Here is a 16,153-nt window from a genome sequence, read left to right as displayed (position 1 = left end):
ACTAGGCTGATTCTTTTTCTAATATGGCAAGTGCTAATTTAATCGTATTATAATCCATTGCTTGTTCAAAATGCTCGAAATAGGGTTTTAATGTATCTGGATTATCTAACGCTTCTTTCGCAACTCTTACAGCTTTTACATCCTCTTTAGCTACAAATGTATGGAGATCTATATCTTCTCCATCATTATATAATTTCATAATATGAGAAAAAATGGTGGATTGCGCTAGTTTTCTTACTTCAGCAATTTCTTCAATAGATAGACCTTGTTGATATAAATTTAGAGTTTCTTTAAATGAGTTTCCTTTATTTTTAGCGGGCTTTTTTTTCTTTTTTGTTTTTTCGGATGAATAATCAATGATAGCTTTTATAAATAGATATCCATAGTTTTGCATTTTCAATCTACCCACACCACTGATTTGCATAAATTCTTCATCACTCATAGGTCTAACTTTTTCCATTTCTTTAAGCGATGCATCATTAAAGATTTGATAAGCAGGAATTCCTGCTTCTTTTGCCAGTTGTAATCGTAGTTCTCTTAATTTATCAAATAATGTATTTGCTGTTCGCTGTTTGATTTGTTGCGCAGCAGTCTCTTTAATTTTTTCAAATTCTGCCAAATTCGCTAAACTTACTTTTTCACCTTCAAACAAAACTTTTTTCGAACGTTGGGTGAGTTTTAGTTTATTATTTTGATGAAAAGCAATTTCCAGATATCCTTGATTGATTAACTGAATGATATATTGTTGCCAATCTTGCCATGATATATCATTGGCAATTCCGTATGTCTTTAGGTTTTGATATCCTTTGTCAATAACAACAGCATTCTGAGCACCTCTAAGAACATCAATTATAGTTCCCATAGGTTCTTCTTCTTTTATTCTAACTACCGTAGATAATGCTTTTTGAGCAATTATTGTTCCATCTATAAAACTCGGAGGATTTTTACAAACATCGCAATTACCGCAATCTTTCTCAATCAATTCGCCAAAGTAACTTAATAGTATTTTTCTTCTACAACTTAAAGAATCAGCATATTGCTTCATTCTATCTAGTTTTGCCATCTGTACTTCATGATTACCAGATGTTGTGGCAAATTTTTGTAATTGAATAACATCCGCAAAACTATGAAAAAGTAGGGTAGAAGATGGTAATCCATCTCGACCGGCACGACCAATTTCCTGATAATACCCTTCTATGTTTTTTGGTAAATTGTAATGAATCACCCAGCGAACATTAGACTTGTCGATTCCCATTCCAAAGGCAATAGTAGCGCAGACTATATGCGTTGTGTCGTTTATAAAATTCTCTTGTACTAAAGCTCTTTTTTCATGAGCAACCCCTGCGTGATATGCTTCGGCATTAAAACCTTGATTTTGAAGTTTTTCTGCAAGCATTTCGGTAGTTTTTCTACTCAAACAATAGATAATACCTGCTTCTTCAGTTTTATCTTCCAGAAAATCAAATATTTGTTCTATTCTTTTATTTCCAGGACGAACTTCTAAACTAAGGTTTTTTCGATCAAAAGATGCTAAAAACAATTTGGCATTTGGAATGTTTAATTGTTCGCAGATATCTTTTCTTGTTGCCTTGTCTGCAGTAGCGGTAAGTGCTATAACAGGAACATCATTAAAACGCTTTTTCAGATATCCCAGTTGGGTATAAGCAGGTCTAAAATCATGTCCCCATGCCGATATACAATGTGCTTCATCAATTGCGATTAAACTGATTTCTATCTGAGAAAGAAGATTGTCTATAAAACTTAAGCTCTCTGGCGCTATGTATAGTAATTGAATTTGCTTTTCCTGAAGCTGAGTATAAATTTCTTGTTGTTTATCTTCATTCTGACTACTATTTACATAGGCAGCTTGTATACCATTTGCTTTTAGTCCATCCACTTGATCTTTCATTAAGGCAATCAAAGGCGAAATAACCAAGGTAACTCCTGGAAGTAAGAGAGCAGGTAATTGATAACAAATAGATTTTCCGCCACCAGTAGGCATAACAACCATATTATCATTACCAGAAAATATAGAATTTACAATATCTTCCTGTAATGGTCTGAAACTGTCATACCCAAAATACTCCTTGAGTGTAGTGTAAATTTGTTCTTTTTCTGGCATAGTTGCAAAGAACGGAAAAAGGTGGCAAACCTAAACTTTCGAAATTAAAGTTTATGAATTATTTCTCAATTCTAAATATGCTGATCTAATAAAATAGCATTGCCATCAGGATCTGTTAAAACAACACTTGCAGGACCTTTAGAATCTTCATCAGCTTCTTTTTGCAGTGGGAGACCTTTACTTTTTAAGTGTTTTTGAATTTCTCTAACATCATCGAAGTTTTCTAGAGTACTTGCATTATGATCCCAACCTGGATTGAAAGTGATGATATTATTTTCAAACATTCCCTGAAAAAGGCCAATTAAGGTGGTTTCATTTTTCATAATGAGATAATTGTTTTCCAGACTTCCTGCAAAAACTTCGAATCCTAAGTTTTCATAGAATTCTTTGGAAACATTAATATCTTTTACACTTAAACTAATTGAAAAAGCTCCTAATTTCATTTGTGTATGGTTTTGTTGTTATGTTATAAATGTAAAGAAATTTTAGCTGAACTGGTTAAATACTCATTTGAAACTTAAATGCTTGTAATTAAACGGGATTTGTAGTTAGAAATAATTTTATTGAGTTAGCAAGGTTTCTCTTACATCAGATATAAAGTCTCTTTGATACTGTGTTTTGATAAATTTTACACTTTGTTACTACTATTTTTTTCTATCAATTCCTGAATTTCGGATTCAAGTCTCTCATAATTTTCTTTATTGGCTTGTTCTTTTGTAATTATAATTTCTTTTCCTTCTTTATCAGTAAAAGTTGATGGAATTTTTGCTCCCGAAGAAAAATTAATTATTTCATTATCTGTAGTTATCAAGTAATTTGTTGGATATCCCATAATATGTCTAAAACCAGAAATATCGATTGTATGTGGATCAGGATGTTTTTCTTGAGAGGGAACTAAAACTATATCTTTATTATAATCAGGTGCAAGTTTTTCTAAATCCGATTGAGTATCCCAAAATAGAAGTACAAAATCTATTTGATTACTATACTTTTCAACTATTTTATTTAGTGCTGTAACTTCGAATTTACATGCGGCACACCAAGATGCTGTCACCTGTAAGAAAAGAGGTTTTTTTCTTTTAGCCGTATTGTAAATATCTTTATTAATGGATTTAAATTTATAATCTTTAATAAAACTGTTCAAAATAGTTTGCTTAATCGAGTCATCATATTTTAATGCATTTTCATTATCATTTTTGTCCCAATATTTTTGAGAATCTTCAATATATTGTTTTATGAATTTTTTAGATTGTGCAAATGATTTTTTCTGAATTTTCGTTTCAGACTCCTCTTTTTTTGAATTTTTACAAGAATAAAATATTGTAATTGTTAATACTAATAGAATTATTTTTTTCATAGTTGTTAGTTTTATAATTCAGAATTCTTTAGAATAAATTATTATACTTCGCTCTAGTTCTTTAAATTTAAAACTAATTGTTGACTCAAATCGCCTAAATTTAAGTCATTGCCTTTTTGGTTGGGTGAATAGCCTTTTGATAGTCCAAAAAGAATAGTTCTTTTAACTAATTCAGGTTCAATAATAAATGGATTATCGTACATACAAGATTTTTCTCCATTTATACTATGTCTGAAATTTGCGAATAGTTTTTGTCTATTATATTCTTCAGAAATAATTAAAAGCATAACACCATAAAAATCACCTTTAACCATCCACCTATATTGGTGGTTATTAACTATAATTCTTCGAGACTTTTTTTTAGGAAATGCCATTTTTTTTAATAATGCACAACATTTATTATAAGTGTCATAGCAAGGCAAAATGTTACCTTGCTTTTTGATTTTTTTGAGCATTGGTTGCTAACTTTAACTTTCGCAAACATTGTGCTTTATTAAAAATACAAAACTAATCGATTCATCACCTAGTTGCTATAGTTCTAATATATTCTATTGTAGCACGTTTTCAGTTTCTTTCTATAACGATTGTTTTACCAATCATATCTCCTAAACGTTGATGTTTTTTACTGTACTTTATTGTCAAAATACCAACCAAACCTAGAGGCCACATATCAATCATGTCAGCGCAATGTCGCAAAAGGGATTGCGAAAATTTTATTTTTCCGCCATTTTCATTGACTACTTTCAACTTTAGTAATAGATTCCCAATAGTACTTTGGAATAATGTCTCAGGAATAATCATGACAATTATCCAAAGTCCAATAAAAAATATCCAACCATAATCAAATTCATAGGTTCTTACACCAGTTTTCTCTCCGAATAGAGATAAAGAGGACCAGAATAAACCAAACCATATTGTATAGTCAATCAACCCCGCTGTTATTCTTTTAATTAAAAAATATTTTGGCATATTGTACTCTTGGATTTATAATTTAATGTGCTGCAATGTTGAGTATACTTATTCCTCAAACAAAACCGCCATGGATATTGGTGGGATAGAGATGGAATTTTTCATCATTTCTTTACCTTCAAAATCAAAATCATCACCTAGAACTGCTACACGCCAGAAACCTTCTAGCATATAGGTTAATCGTTCTGGTTTGGCATTGTAGATCACGTAAATGTTCTTCCATTTATCACCATTTGCATGATTGCTGATTTTATAACTAATCAATCCTTTAGAGTCTTTTACAAAGGTTAGTTTTTCTCTTACTTCATCCGCAGTATCCATCCTAAAAGCAGGATGCTCTTTTCGTAATCGGATTAGATTTTTGTAGTAGTCAACAACATCAGCATTGTTGCTTTTCCAATTCCAATCGATCTGATTAATACTATCAGGTAAATTATACGAATTATGCTCTCCGTTTTTAGTACGTAACATTTCGGATCCAGCATGCATAAAGGCAATTCCCTGAGAAGTCATAACAATAGCATTGGTAAGTTTTTGCATTGCAACCAATTCTTCATCCGTAGCATCTTCTCTGGAGATTTTTAGTTTATCAAAAACGGTATGATTATCATGACAGGAAACATAAGAAACTGATTGCCAAGGCTTATTAGTCCATGGCGCTTTAGAGTAATTTACCTTGTCATAAGCAATTTGTGGATGTTTAATGGCTCCTACAATCCCCATTTTTACAGATTCTTCGGTGCTTTTAGCTCCACTTACAAAACCAGTACTTTTTTCTTCAAAAACAGATCCTTTTAAACCATCTCTAAGGTCATCACTAAATGCAGAAACTTCAGGCATTTCTAAAGTATTTTTTTTCAGTGCTCTTTTTTCGATCGGTAGAGGAGAATCACCTGCTGTCCAACCTTCGCCATAAATAAATATGTTTGGGTTTACAGATTTTACTTTCTCGGCAACTTTATTCATAGTTTCGATATCATGTATTCCCATTAGATCAAAACGAAAACCATCTAAGTGATATTCTTTTGCCCAAAACGCTACCGATTCGGTGATATACTTTTGCATCATTATGCGATCCGATGCTGTTTCGTTTCCACAGGCAGACGCATCAGAAAATTTACCATCTTCCCACTGGCGGTAATAATATCCAGGAAGCTCTAAATTAAAATTAGAGTTTTCTGTTCTTCCAGTATGGTTATAAACGACATCCAAGATGACACCAATTCCATGATCATGGAATGCTTTCACCATTTGTTTAAATTCCTTGATTCTTACTTCAGCTTTAAAGGGATCGGAAGAAAAAGATCCTTCGGGAACATTATAGTTTTGTGGATCGTATCCCCAATTAAATTGTGGAGTATCTAATTTTGTTTCATCGATAGAGTAGTGGTCATACGTGGGTAATAGGTGGACATGCGTGATACCTAATTCCTTTAAATGATCAATTGCAGTGCTTACATTTTCTGGTCCTTTGGTTCCTTCTTCCACTAATCCTAAATATTTTCCTGGTTTGCTAGATCCAGATTGCGGATGAATTGTCATATCTCTGATATGTAGCTCATAAATAATAGCCTCATTTGGGCTTTTTATGGTTGGTCCTTTATCTTCATTCCATCCTTCGGGATTTGTAGAATCAAAATCTAATACCATCGCTCTTTTACCATTGACACCAGTGGCAGTAGCATAAATACCAGGAGTTTCTTCTAACCAATTCCCTTCATGCATTATTTGATAGGTGTAATAGGTACCATTTAAATCTTTATTGATTTTGGTACTCCATATACCAGTTTTTACATCAAGATCTAAAGAAATGCTTTCTAATGCAGAACCTCTGTCACCATTTTGGAATAAGTGTAATTGAACTTTTTCTGCAATAGGAGACCAAATTTTAAAAGTAGTAGTCTCTTTGGTGTAATCAACATAAAGATTTGTTTCTGAAGGAGTAGGGTATTCCTCAAAACTGGAATAGGTTATATTTTTTTCTGTGCATGAGATACTACAAGATATAACAAAAAGGTATAAAAATATACGTTTCATTTACTGGTTTGTTTATTATAGAAAGAATCATCTTAAGTGCCAATCTAATTAGATCGATATACTTAATCCCATCCTAACTACTGCTGGTTGATTAATTGGTTAAATGGTTATTATAGGGATTAAGAGTAGTGTAAATTATGAAAATAAATCAGAACTTAAATATCGATCTCCACGATCACAAATAATGGCTACTAAAACACCGCTTTCTATGGTTTCTGCTAGTTTTAATGCTGCTGTTACAGATCCACCACTACTCATCCCAGAAAAGACACCTTCTTCTTTGGCCAATCTTTTCGCCATTTCTGTTGCTTCTTCCTGACTTACTTCGATTACCTGATCTACTTTTGAAGGATTAAATATTTTAGGAAGGTATTCTTTTGGCCATTTTCTAATTCCTGGAATTCTGGATTCATCAGTGGGTTGTACTCCAACAATCTGAACGTCTTTAGATTGCTCTTTGAGATAAGTAGAAGTTCCCATAATGGTTCCTGTGGTACCCATAGAGGATACAAAGTGTGTAATTTGCCCATCTGTATCTTTCCATATCTCTGGACCAGTAGTCTTGTAATGAGCTTTCCAGTTATCATCATTGGCAAATTGATTCAGCATGATATACCCTTCGTTTTTTACTTTGGCTTCAGCATAATCGCGTGCACCTTCAATCCCAACATCCTGAGAGGTAAGCGTTACTTTTGCTCCATAAGCCCTCATGGTTTGCACACGCTCTTTCGTAGAGTTTTCGGGCATTACCAACTCAATATTCAACTTAAAAATACCAGCAATCATCGCTAAGGCAATACCTGTGTTTCCACTAGTAGCTTCGATAAGTTTAGAAGATTGATCAATATCTCCACGGTCTAGAGCAGACTTAATCATATTATAAGCCGCACGATCTTTGACGCTCCCGCCAGGGTTGTGACCTTCTAATTTTAGATATAATGTAATATTTGGATTTTTTATTAAGGAAGTAGCTTTTACCAAAGGCGTGTTTCCTATGAGGTCTAAAATGCTATGAGACATTAAATAACTTTTTTGATCTTAATTTCTGAAGTATTTGATATAACAGAGTTTTCTGGTACAGACGATGTAATCCAAGCGTTACCACCAATGGTACTATTAGCACCAATCACTGTACTACCACCAAGGATAGTAGCATTGGCATAAATTGTAACATTATTTTCTACTGTAGGATGTCTTTTTACATTTCGTAGTTTTCTATCTACATATAAACCTCCTAAAGTAACTCCTTGATAAATTTTTACATTATCTTTTATAATGGCAGTTTCACCAATTACAATACCCGTTGCATGATCAATAAAGAATGATTCTCCAATCTCTGCACCAGGATTAATATCTGTTCCTGTAAGTCTATGAGAATATTCGGTCATCAATCTTGGTATTAATGGTAGGCCAAATTTTAATAATTCATGACTTAATCGATAAATAGCAATGGCGTAAAATCCAGGATAAGCAAGATACACTTCCTCTATAGAATTAGCTGCAGGATCACTTTTCATAAAAGAATCTGCATCCTTATTTAGTTTTTCTAATATTTCTGGCAGTTTCTCTAAATACGATTGCCAAATTTTACTACAAGGTTTTTCAGTTTCCCAACAGGCAAGATCAACTAGCTCCTCGAAAGTTTTTTCGAGAATGTCTATATTCTTTTCTACTTCTGTATCAGAATCGAATAAAGTGTAGAAAAGAAGATTGGTAAAATACTCTGTTCTTTCTTTTAATTTTAGCTTTAGATTAGGATTCTTTTTCTGCTCCTTAATCTTAGCTATAACCTGATCTTTTTCTTTAGTCATTGTGCCTGTTTTGAAAAGTCTAGTAAATATATAGAATAAAGAAATAGAGAAGTCCTAATTCTTTGTAAATACTTACATTTTTTACGGAATTATAACATCTCGTATCAAAAATTCCGATTTATACATAAAATTACGTTAAACTTAGTGATGGCTTATAGATTTTAGTAATTTTAAATGTCAAACTTTATATATGAATATGATACCAAAAACAGCTTTTGAGTTTCTAAAAGATCTAAAAAAGAATAATCATCGTGATTGGATGCAAGAACATAAAAAACGATATCAATCTAATGAGAAGGAACTAAAAGCTTTTTATGCTGCGGTTGTAGATAGATTAAATGAAGAGGATGAAATAGAAAAAACAAAAGTTTTTAGAATTAATAGAGATATTCGATTTAGTAAAGATAAGACACCTTATAATGTACATCGAAGTGTAAGTTTTAGTCGAGCTGGAGCGCATAGACGTGGTGGGTATTATCTTAGATTAGAACCTGGAAATTCCCAGATGGCAGGTGGTTTTTTTGGTCCAGAACCTAAAGATTTACTACGTATAAGAAAGGAATTTGAAATGGATGATCAAGAAATTCGTGAGATTTTATCTAATGCAGAGTTTCAAAAAGCGTTTGGAGGGTTTAATACAGACTATCAGGTAAAAACTGCACCAAAAGGTTTTAGTAAGGAACATCCTGCGATTGATTTGATAAAAAATAAGTCCTTTTTTGTTACCAAGAGCTTTACGGATAAAGAAGTCTTTTCAGAAGGTTTTTTAGATAATCTTACATATCATTATAGACTTTTACGACCTTATTTCGACTATATGAGTGATGTATTGACAACGGATCTAAATGGCGTTTCTCTGTTAGAGTAATTCGTGTAATTTTTTACCAGTATTTGCGACTATTAGAATCGAATTTTAACCACAACATAAATCAACAAAATCTTAAAAAATGAAATGAGCTACAACATTTAGGTTCATATATAACAAAATGTTCAATTGCGAATTCCATTTGACAATTAAAAAACTATAAAAAAAGAACAAATGAAACGAATAGCAATAAATGGGTTTGGGCGCATCGGTAGAGCTGCACTAAAAGTAATTATGGATCAACCCGAATTAGAAATAGTCGTTGTTAATGATTTAATGACTATTGAAAATGCGCAGTATTTATTAAAGTATGATAGTGTATATGGAATTTATGATAAAGAGGTAACAATCGAAGGTGATTCTTTGATAATAGCTGGTAAAAAAGTTAAATATTTGACACAAAGAGATCCAGAATTACTTCCTTGGAAAGAACATAACATTGATGTTGTTATCGAAAGTACAGGTTTTTTTACCAATAGGGAAGATGCAGAAAAGCATATAAAAGCTGGTGCGACAAATGTTGTAATTTCCGGTCCTACTAAAAGTAAAGATACACCAACTGTAGTTCACGGAGTAAATACAGAAGATGGTAAAACAGCTATATTTTCTTGTGCTAGTTGTACCACTAATAATATTAGTCCTGTTGTAGAAATTTTAGGTAGAACAATTGGAGTAAAGAAAGCTATCCTAAACACTATTCATGCCTATACAGCATCTCAAACTTTGGTAGATGCACCATCGAAGAAAAATCCTAGAATGGGAAGAGCAGGAGCAGTAAATTTAACACCAACTACTACTGGAGCCGCTATAGCCACTACAAAAGCTTTACCACAATTTGAAGGTAAGTTTGACGGAATAGCAGTAAGAACACCTGTTCCTGTAGGTTCTGTTAGTGATGTCACATTTATTGCAGAAAGAAATACAACTGCAGAAGAGATCAATAAAATACTAGAAGAAGAAGCCAAAACCGATAGATATTTGAAGGTATTGGATATTACCTATGAACCTATAGTTTCTTCCGATATACAAATGAATCCTTATGCATCTACAGTAGATGCTTCTATGACTAGAGTAGTAGATGGAGATTTAGTAAAAATTATGATCTGGTACGATAATGAATGGGGATTCACCAATCAGATGATCAGACAGATATTGGAGTTATAATATCATAATTTGATACAAACCTAAGTATGAAGACTTTTGTTTGTAATAATTTTAACACAAACTAAACTTTCGTATTATATTTTTGAGATCTTATTGGCACCACCAAAGGGTTTAATGCCACATTATTTTAAAACATAAATTTAATACGAAAGTTTCTTTTTATGAAGTTATGGATTAGTGTATGCCTTTTCATCTTGTTAGGACAGCAGACTTTTTCTCAAGAGGTAAATAGTTCAGAAAAGAAATCATTTTTAGTGGGTACTACGGAAGAAGGTATGGCTATTGATGGTAAACTTGATGAAGCTATCTGGAAAAAGCTAACACCTGCCAAAGACTTCATGCAATATTTTCCTAATGACTCCTTACCTGCCGAAGCACAAACAGAAATATATATGTGTACGGATCAAAAGAATCTTTACATAGGTATTAAATGCTACGCAGCAGGAAACGATTGGAGAGTAGAATCTCTTAGACGAGACTATCGTGCAGGAGGTAATGATAATATTACCTTAATTTTTGATACTTTCGATGATCAAACAAATGCTTTTTATTTTGGTATCAATCCAGAAGGGGTTTTGAGAGAAGGAACCATAAGTAATGGTGGTAATGTCATTCAGGATTTTTCTACTTCATGGGATAATAAATGGAGAGGTAATGCCCAAAAGTATGATGGGTATTATACTGCAGAACTAGAGATTCCGTTTAGTACGTTTAGGTATCCAACACCTTCAAAAAAATGGGGTTTTACGTCGTATAGATTTGATACGCAATCTAACGAAATAAGTGTATATCCAGGCACACCAAGAAATCAGATTGTTTTCACTTTAGCATATCCAGCAGAGATGATTTGGGAGGATGATTTAACGACAAAAAGTAGTGCGATATCATTAATACCATTTGTTTCTTCAGGAATTAATAAAGACTACGAAGACGGAACACCTACGGATCAGATTTTTGAAATAGGAGGAGATGCAAAGATTGGGTTAACGCCTGGTTTAAATCTTGATTTAACCGTGAATCCTGATTTTTCACAAGTAGAAGTGGATACACAAATTACAAATCTAGACCGTTTTGAGATCTTTTTTCCCGAAAGAAGGCAATTCTTCTTAGAAAATGCGGATTTGTTTGGACAGTTCGGTTTTTCAAATATCAATCCATTTTTTTCCAGACGTATTGGAGTTGCTCAAGATGTTGTTACAGACGAGTTAGCTCAGAATAGAATTTACGGAGGACTTAGAATTAGCGGAAAACTGGATCCAAAGACACGTGTAGGTCTACTAAATATGCAAACTGAGGCCCGCAGCAGTCAGGGAATTCCAGCTACCAATTTTGGAGTTGCAGTAACACAGAGAAAGATCGGTGTACGTTCTAATATAGGCGTTATTGCGGTTAATAAACAAGCAATAGACTTTGATCAAAACCTTGATACTTTGGATATCAATAGATATAATAGAATGATAGGATTGGACTACAATTATTCTACTAGAAGTAATACTTGGTTTGGGAAGAGTTTTGTTCACGGTACTTTTTCACCAAATACAAATCTCGCAATCGCCCAAGGATCTACTCTAAATTATAATACAAGAAAGTTTGGAGCCTTGTGGAGACATGAGTATGTACATGAGGATTATAATGCAGAAGTTGGATTTGTACCTAGAACGAATTATTTCCGGATCAGTCCTAGCGCAGAGTCACGATATTATCCGCAAAACGATTTTTTGAATAATTATAATTATAGTGTGTCTGGAGATGTTTTTTGGAGACCTGAATTTGGAAAAACAGACCATTTCTTTTCAGTAGGTTGGGGAGGAGAATTATCCCAACGTTCTAACTTTGGATTTAATCTAAATCATAGTTATGTTTATTTATTCGATCCATTCGATCCTACGGGTACAGATTCTACTGAATTAGCAGCTGATCAAGATTTTTCTTGGGTTAGTTTTACTGGAAATTATAGGAGTGATAGGAGAAAGGTATTTAGTTGGAATCTTAGTCCTTACATTGGTGAATATTTTAATGGGTGGCGTTATGGTACTCGCGGTGGTTTTAATGTTCGTTTTCAGCCCAAAGGCTTTTTCTCTTTAAATTATGCTGTGAATGTATTTGATTTACCACATTTGGAAGGTACTCGTGAAACCTATCTTATTAGCCCCAGAATAGATTACACACTGTCTAAAAGTTTATTCACTTCAGTTTTTGTGCAGTACAACTCGCAAAGTGATAATACCAATATCAATGCTCGAATTCAGTGGAGATTTGCTCCGGTTTCTGATCTTATTCTCGTTTATACAGATAATTATTTTACGGGGAATGATGCCAGTCCAGCGGATCGGTTTGCCTTTGATATACGAACAAGATCTATTGTGCTTAAAGTTACTTACTGGCTTAATTTATAAGAAAAAGGTCGATTATTAAAACCAACCTTTTCCATACACTAAAACATTGTTTATATTAAATCTGGCTTAATCCACCATCTACTTCTAATTCTACACCATTAATATAAGAAGCATCTTCTGAAGCTAGGAATAGTGCTGATTTAGCAATTTCTTCAGAAGTTCCGAATCTTCCTAGTGGTACTTGCTCTGCAAAACTTTTTCCCATTTCTTCAATTACATCTTCTGATAGTCCCATTTTTCCATAAATCGGAGTTTCAATAGGTCCAGGAGCAATAGCGTTTACTCTAATTCCTCTGGATTTCACCTCAGATGTAAGTACTCTTTGATATGCACGCAAGGCACCTTTAGAAGCTGAGTATATTCCATATCCCTCAAAACCTTTTTGATGTACAATGGAATTGGTAAATAAAATCGTACCTCCATCATTAATATGTGGTAGAGCTTCTTTAGCGGCGATAATAGGTCCTTTTACATTAATATCAAATATTTCGGTATAATGATCCACTGTAATATCGGTTGTTGGAGTAGGAGGTGCGATTCCAGCATTTAGAAATAAAACATCTATTTTACCATATTTGTTTGTCGCTTCCTGAATAAGATGTTTATTATCTTCTGGTTTAGAAACATCAGCTTTCACAGTGATGAAATCTCCTTCTAATTCTTTAGCAACTTCGTCTAAAGCCTCTTGTCGTCTTCCAGATACAACTACTTTAGCTCCTTCTTGTAAGTATAATTTTGCAGTTGCTAATCCAATACCACTGTTTGCTCCTGTAATTACGGCTACTTTGTTTTCTAATTTTTTCATTTTTTTAGTTCTATTTTATTAATGATTAAATGTTATTTATAATTTCCGTTGCTTTTGCAATTACCTGTTCTGCATCTGCCATAATCTGATCAGAATTAATAAACTCTATATCAGTAATTCCGAGAAAATTCAGGAAGGTCTTCATATATCCTGTTACATGATCCACACCAGTTCCAAGTTTTGTTCCGCCAGTTGTAATGATTACATATGCTTTTTTGTTTTCCAAAAGTCCTACAGGACCATTTTCGGTATACTTAAAGCTAATACCAGCACGGGAAATAAGGTCTATGTAAGCTTTTAATCCAGCTGTGACCCCAAAATTGTACATAGGAACAGAAAATATATAAGTATCCGCTTTTGAGAATTCTGAAGCTAAAATATTCGAAGAAGCTACGGCTTCTCTTTGAGTAGATGTTTGCTGATCTTCTGGTGTAAAGTACGCCGTAACGCTGTCTTCATTGCCCAGAGTTACTAGTTCATCATAATATACATCTCTTTTTAGGGTGCTGAATTGTTCGGACTTCTCAAGTTTCTCTTGTAAAACATCCGCTAGTTGTCTGCTAATGGACGTTTGTTTCCTTGGACTACTGTCTATTCTTAATAATGTTTTCATTTTATTGTTTATTTGAAACGATCGTTTCATATTTGGTTAAAAAAAATTATTTAAGTACTGATAATATTGTATGTATCAGGTTTTCAAGTTCTTCTTTGTTCGTGTTTAAAATCCCTGTCATTCTCAATCCTTGAATTGAAGAGTACAAATACAGTGCATATTGCGCGGCTGTTTGATCTTCATTAATGATCTTTTCCATTTGACCATTATGCACTACATCTTCAAGAAAAGCCATCATTTGCTCTTGATTTTGTTCCATAAAGGAACGAATCAATGGTTCTTGATTAACCATTTCAGACTTGCAGTTAACAATTAGACATCCTTTGTTGTCTTTATCTTCTATAATATCACTGATATACCAACAAAATATGGATTGCAAAGTGTCTAGAGCATTTTGATTTTGAACAATCTCTTTGCCCATTTTCTTGTTACCGTTATTACGATAAAAAGACAATACTTCCATAAACATACCAAGCTTACTTCCAAAAGAGTTATAAATACTGGATCTGTTTAGACCTGTAGCATCTACTAAATCTTGCATAGAAGTACCATTGTATCCTTTTTTATGGAATACTTCGGTTGCGCTATGCAATACATTGGTTCTATCGAAAGTTTCTACTTTTGGCATTTTATTGAAATGAACGTTTCAAATTTAAATAATATCTTGATAAGGAATTGTTATAAAAATATTAAAGTTTTTAAATAATTAAAGTACTCGTTTCATGAGGTGGTCAGTTTGCAGGTCGTTTCCTAATAAAAATGGATGTTCACCAAACTTTATAAAACCATTTCTTTTATAAAATTTTATGGCATTTATATTTCTATCCCAAACTCCTAGCCATATAAAATCTAGCTTACATTGTTCTGTGAACGTTGTAATCCAATTTAGTATGTTAAGGCCTAATCCTTTTCCCTGATGCCCTTGAACCAAATAAATCCTCTCAATTTCTAATGAGTTGCCGGTAATAGTCTCCGTTTGGGCCGATCCAAAATTGAGTTTTATGTATCCAACGATATCTTTTTTGTGTTTTATGAAATAGAAGTAAGACTCTGGATGTAAGATTTCCTGAGTAATTTTTGGAAGAGTAAAATGTTGATCCAGATATTTCTGAATATTTTCTTCAGTATTTAAAGGTGGTCCAAAAGATTGATAGAAGGTAGCTTTTCCAATATTAAGCATCGTATGGTTATCTTCGGGAAGTACTCTTACAAAATTTAATTCCTTAGATTCTACCATTTTTTATTAGACTAGATTATTCTTTTTATCACTCTTAACTTATGCGTGTATAAACGGCGTTCTCCATTAAAGATACCCGTATGATCTATACGATCCACGCGCACCTTGCCGTGCGCATGGATAATATAGTTATCTTTCATTATAATGCCTACATGCGTAATTGCACCTTCATCGTTGTCGAAAAATGCTAAATCGCCTGGTTCACTTTCTTCAATAAAACTAAGAGGATCACCTTGCGTAGCCTGCAAAGACGCATCTCTTAACAATTTATATCCATTAAGCTTGTAGACCATTTGAGTAAAACCGCTACAATCGATTCCAAAATTGGTTCTTCCTCCCCATAAATAGGGAGCATTTAAGAAAAGATAAGCAGTCTCTATTAGCTTTTCCTTAGGTTGCTGTTGTTGTATTCGATTACCTTCATAACTATGTTGAAAATAGTCTAATGCACTTAGAGAAGAACCTAATGAAATAGGCATCAATTGATCATTCTCGCAACTTACGAAGTCGATTAAGTCAGATGCTATATCAATTGGTTTATTATCAAAGTCCTTATATGTTTCTTCGGTAATTTCTAGATATTGTTTATTGTCAATCCATCCTTCATAAGTATCAAAGGCCAATCGTATTCGACTCCATTTTTTACGTTTTTCTAAAACTTTAAAATGTTCTCCGTATAGTACCTGTGAAACCATTTCACTAGGATCATTAGGTTCAGAACGAAGAGGCACAATACTAAGATTGCAAATACCGTATAACATATGTATCCTTAAAAGC

At 33.2% G+C, this 16,153-nt stretch carries 16 protein-coding genes; 3 read left to right on the top strand and 13 right to left on the bottom strand.

The genetic code is table 11. The features are described from left to right. Position 1: 1 nt before the first annotated feature. From recQ to epsC, 8 genes are all read right to left on the bottom strand, one after another. Positions 2 to 2,122, bottom strand: coding sequence for a DNA helicase RecQ (gene recQ, locus ABD077_RS11875; RefSeq protein ID WP_343912518.1), 2,121 nt, complete (start codon positions 2,120 to 2,122; stop codon positions 2 to 4). Between the two features lie 71 nt (positions 2,123 to 2,193). Beyond that, positions 2,194 to 2,565: a VOC family protein gene (locus ABD077_RS11870; RefSeq protein ID WP_343912517.1), complete on the bottom strand. Its 372-nt coding sequence runs from the start codon at positions 2,563 to 2,565 to the stop codon at positions 2,194 to 2,196. A gap of 185 nt (positions 2,566 to 2,750) precedes the next feature. Then, positions 2,751 to 3,479 carry a TlpA family protein disulfide reductase gene (locus tag ABD077_RS11865; protein WP_343912516.1) on the bottom strand — a complete coding sequence of 243 codons (729 nt, stop codon included), beginning with the start codon at positions 3,477 to 3,479 and terminating at the stop codon, positions 2,751 to 2,753. Positions 3,480 to 3,532: 53 nt separating this feature from the next. Then, positions 3,533 to 3,934: a hypothetical protein gene (locus ABD077_RS11860; protein WP_343912515.1), complete on the bottom strand. Its 402-nt coding sequence runs from the start codon at positions 3,932 to 3,934 to the stop codon at positions 3,533 to 3,535. Positions 3,935 to 4,043: 109 nt separating this feature from the next. Beyond that, positions 4,044 to 4,448 (bottom strand): RDD family protein, encoded by a 405-nt coding sequence (locus ABD077_RS11855; RefSeq protein WP_343912514.1) that lies wholly within the window; start codon positions 4,446 to 4,448, stop codon positions 4,044 to 4,046. A gap of 48 nt (positions 4,449 to 4,496) precedes the next feature. Then, positions 4,497 to 6,485 (bottom strand): type I pullulanase, encoded by a 1,989-nt coding sequence (gene pulA, locus ABD077_RS11850; protein ID WP_343912513.1) that lies wholly within the window; start codon positions 6,483 to 6,485, stop codon positions 4,497 to 4,499. A gap of 135 nt (positions 6,486 to 6,620) precedes the next feature. Beyond that, entirely contained in the window at positions 6,621 to 7,505 is an 885-nt protein-coding gene (gene cysM, locus ABD077_RS11845) for a cysteine synthase CysM (protein WP_343912512.1), read from the bottom strand. After that, complete coding sequence (gene epsC / locus ABD077_RS11840) at positions 7,505 to 8,296, bottom strand: serine O-acetyltransferase EpsC (protein WP_299601218.1); 792 nt, start codon at positions 8,294 to 8,296, stop codon at positions 7,505 to 7,507. The genes cysM and epsC overlap by 1 nt, the downstream gene beginning before the upstream one ends. Before the next feature lie 190 nt (positions 8,297 to 8,486). On the opposite strand from epsC, the gene ABD077_RS11835 reads away from it, so the two are divergent. The 3 genes from ABD077_RS11835 (at position 8,487) to ABD077_RS11825 (ending at position 12,721) form a co-directional block, all read left to right on the top strand. Next, positions 8,487 to 9,164 carry a DUF2461 domain-containing protein gene (locus ABD077_RS11835; RefSeq protein WP_299601219.1) on the top strand — a complete coding sequence of 226 codons (678 nt, stop codon included), beginning with the start codon at positions 8,487 to 8,489 and terminating at the stop codon, positions 9,162 to 9,164. A 171-nt stretch (positions 9,165 to 9,335) separates the two neighbouring features. After that, positions 9,336 to 10,325, top strand: a complete 990-nt coding sequence (locus ABD077_RS11830) for a type I glyceraldehyde-3-phosphate dehydrogenase (RefSeq protein ID WP_343912511.1) — start codon at positions 9,336 to 9,338, stop codon at positions 10,323 to 10,325. Between the two features lie 161 nt (positions 10,326 to 10,486). Next, a complete protein-coding gene (locus ABD077_RS11825) occupies positions 10,487 to 12,721 on the top strand; it encodes a DUF5916 domain-containing protein (RefSeq protein ID WP_343912510.1) in 2,235 nt (744 codons plus the stop codon). A gap of 55 nt (positions 12,722 to 12,776) precedes the next feature. On the opposite strand, the gene ABD077_RS11820 is transcribed toward ABD077_RS11825, so the two are convergent. The 5 genes from ABD077_RS11820 to ABD077_RS11800 form a co-directional block, all read right to left on the bottom strand. Next, complete coding sequence (locus ABD077_RS11820; RefSeq protein WP_299601224.1) at positions 12,777 to 13,526, bottom strand: SDR family NAD(P)-dependent oxidoreductase; 750 nt, start codon at positions 13,524 to 13,526, stop codon at positions 12,777 to 12,779. Between the two features lie 25 nt (positions 13,527 to 13,551). Beyond that, positions 13,552 to 14,139, bottom strand: coding sequence for an FMN-dependent NADH-azoreductase (locus ABD077_RS11815; protein WP_343912509.1), 588 nt, complete (start codon positions 14,137 to 14,139; stop codon positions 13,552 to 13,554). Between the two features lie 46 nt (positions 14,140 to 14,185). After that, positions 14,186 to 14,767 (bottom strand): TetR/AcrR family transcriptional regulator, encoded by a 582-nt coding sequence (locus ABD077_RS11810; protein ID WP_343912508.1) that lies wholly within the window; start codon positions 14,765 to 14,767, stop codon positions 14,186 to 14,188. A 78-nt stretch (positions 14,768 to 14,845) separates the two neighbouring features. After that, a complete protein-coding gene (locus ABD077_RS11805; RefSeq protein ID WP_343912507.1) occupies positions 14,846 to 15,376 on the bottom strand; it encodes a GNAT family N-acetyltransferase in 531 nt (176 codons plus the stop codon). A gap of 11 nt (positions 15,377 to 15,387) precedes the next feature. After that, positions 15,388 to 16,137: a C40 family peptidase gene (locus ABD077_RS11800; protein WP_343912506.1), complete on the bottom strand. Its 750-nt coding sequence runs from the start codon at positions 16,135 to 16,137 to the stop codon at positions 15,388 to 15,390. Positions 16,138 to 16,153 lie beyond the last annotated feature (16 nt).

The organism is Aquimarina litoralis (genome assembly GCF_039523995.1).
GTDB classification, from domain to species: domain Bacteria; phylum Bacteroidota; class Bacteroidia; order Flavobacteriales; family Flavobacteriaceae; genus Aquimarina; species Aquimarina litoralis.
Note: the sequence above shows the minus strand (reverse complement) of the source record. Positions and strands in the feature narration are given on the sequence as shown.

Coding starts and splice junctions, on each gene's coding strand:
- recQ (WP_343912518.1), bottom strand. CDS start 2,122: ATGCCAGAAAAAGAACAAATTTACACTACACTCAAGGAGTATTTTGGG.
- ABD077_RS11870 (WP_343912517.1), bottom strand. CDS start 2,565: ATGAAATTAGGAGCTTTTTCAATTAGTTTAAGTGTAAAAGATATTAAT.
- ABD077_RS11865 (WP_343912516.1), bottom strand. CDS start 3,479: ATGAAAAAAATAATTCTATTAGTATTAACAATTACAATATTTTATTCT.
- ABD077_RS11860 (WP_343912515.1), bottom strand. CDS start 3,934: ATGCTCAAAAAAATCAAAAAGCAAGGTAACATTTTGCCTTGCTATGAC.
- ABD077_RS11855 (WP_343912514.1), bottom strand. CDS start 4,448: ATGCCAAAATATTTTTTAATTAAAAGAATAACAGCGGGGTTGATTGAC.
- pulA (WP_343912513.1), bottom strand. CDS start 6,485: ATGAAACGTATATTTTTATACCTTTTTGTTATATCTTGTAGTATCTCA.
- cysM (WP_343912512.1), bottom strand. CDS start 7,505: ATGTCTCATAGCATTTTAGACCTCATAGGAAACACGCCTTTGGTAAAA.
- epsC (WP_299601218.1), bottom strand. CDS start 8,296: ATGACTAAAGAAAAAGATCAGGTTATAGCTAAGATTAAGGAGCAGAAA.
- ABD077_RS11835 (WP_299601219.1), top strand. CDS start 8,487: ATGAATATGATACCAAAAACAGCTTTTGAGTTTCTAAAAGATCTAAAA.
- ABD077_RS11830 (WP_343912511.1), top strand. CDS start 9,336: ATGAAACGAATAGCAATAAATGGGTTTGGGCGCATCGGTAGAGCTGCA.
- ABD077_RS11825 (WP_343912510.1), top strand. CDS start 10,487: ATGAAGTTATGGATTAGTGTATGCCTTTTCATCTTGTTAGGACAGCAG.
- ABD077_RS11820 (WP_299601224.1), bottom strand. CDS start 13,526: ATGAAAAAATTAGAAAACAAAGTAGCCGTAATTACAGGAGCAAACAGT.
- ABD077_RS11815 (WP_343912509.1), bottom strand. CDS start 14,139: ATGAAAACATTATTAAGAATAGACAGTAGTCCAAGGAAACAAACGTCC.
- ABD077_RS11810 (WP_343912508.1), bottom strand. CDS start 14,767: ATGCCAAAAGTAGAAACTTTCGATAGAACCAATGTATTGCATAGCGCA.
- ABD077_RS11805 (WP_343912507.1), bottom strand. CDS start 15,376: ATGGTAGAATCTAAGGAATTAAATTTTGTAAGAGTACTTCCCGAAGAT.
- ABD077_RS11800 (WP_343912506.1), bottom strand. CDS start 16,137: ATGTTATACGGTATTTGCAATCTTAGTATTGTGCCTCTTCGTTCTGAA.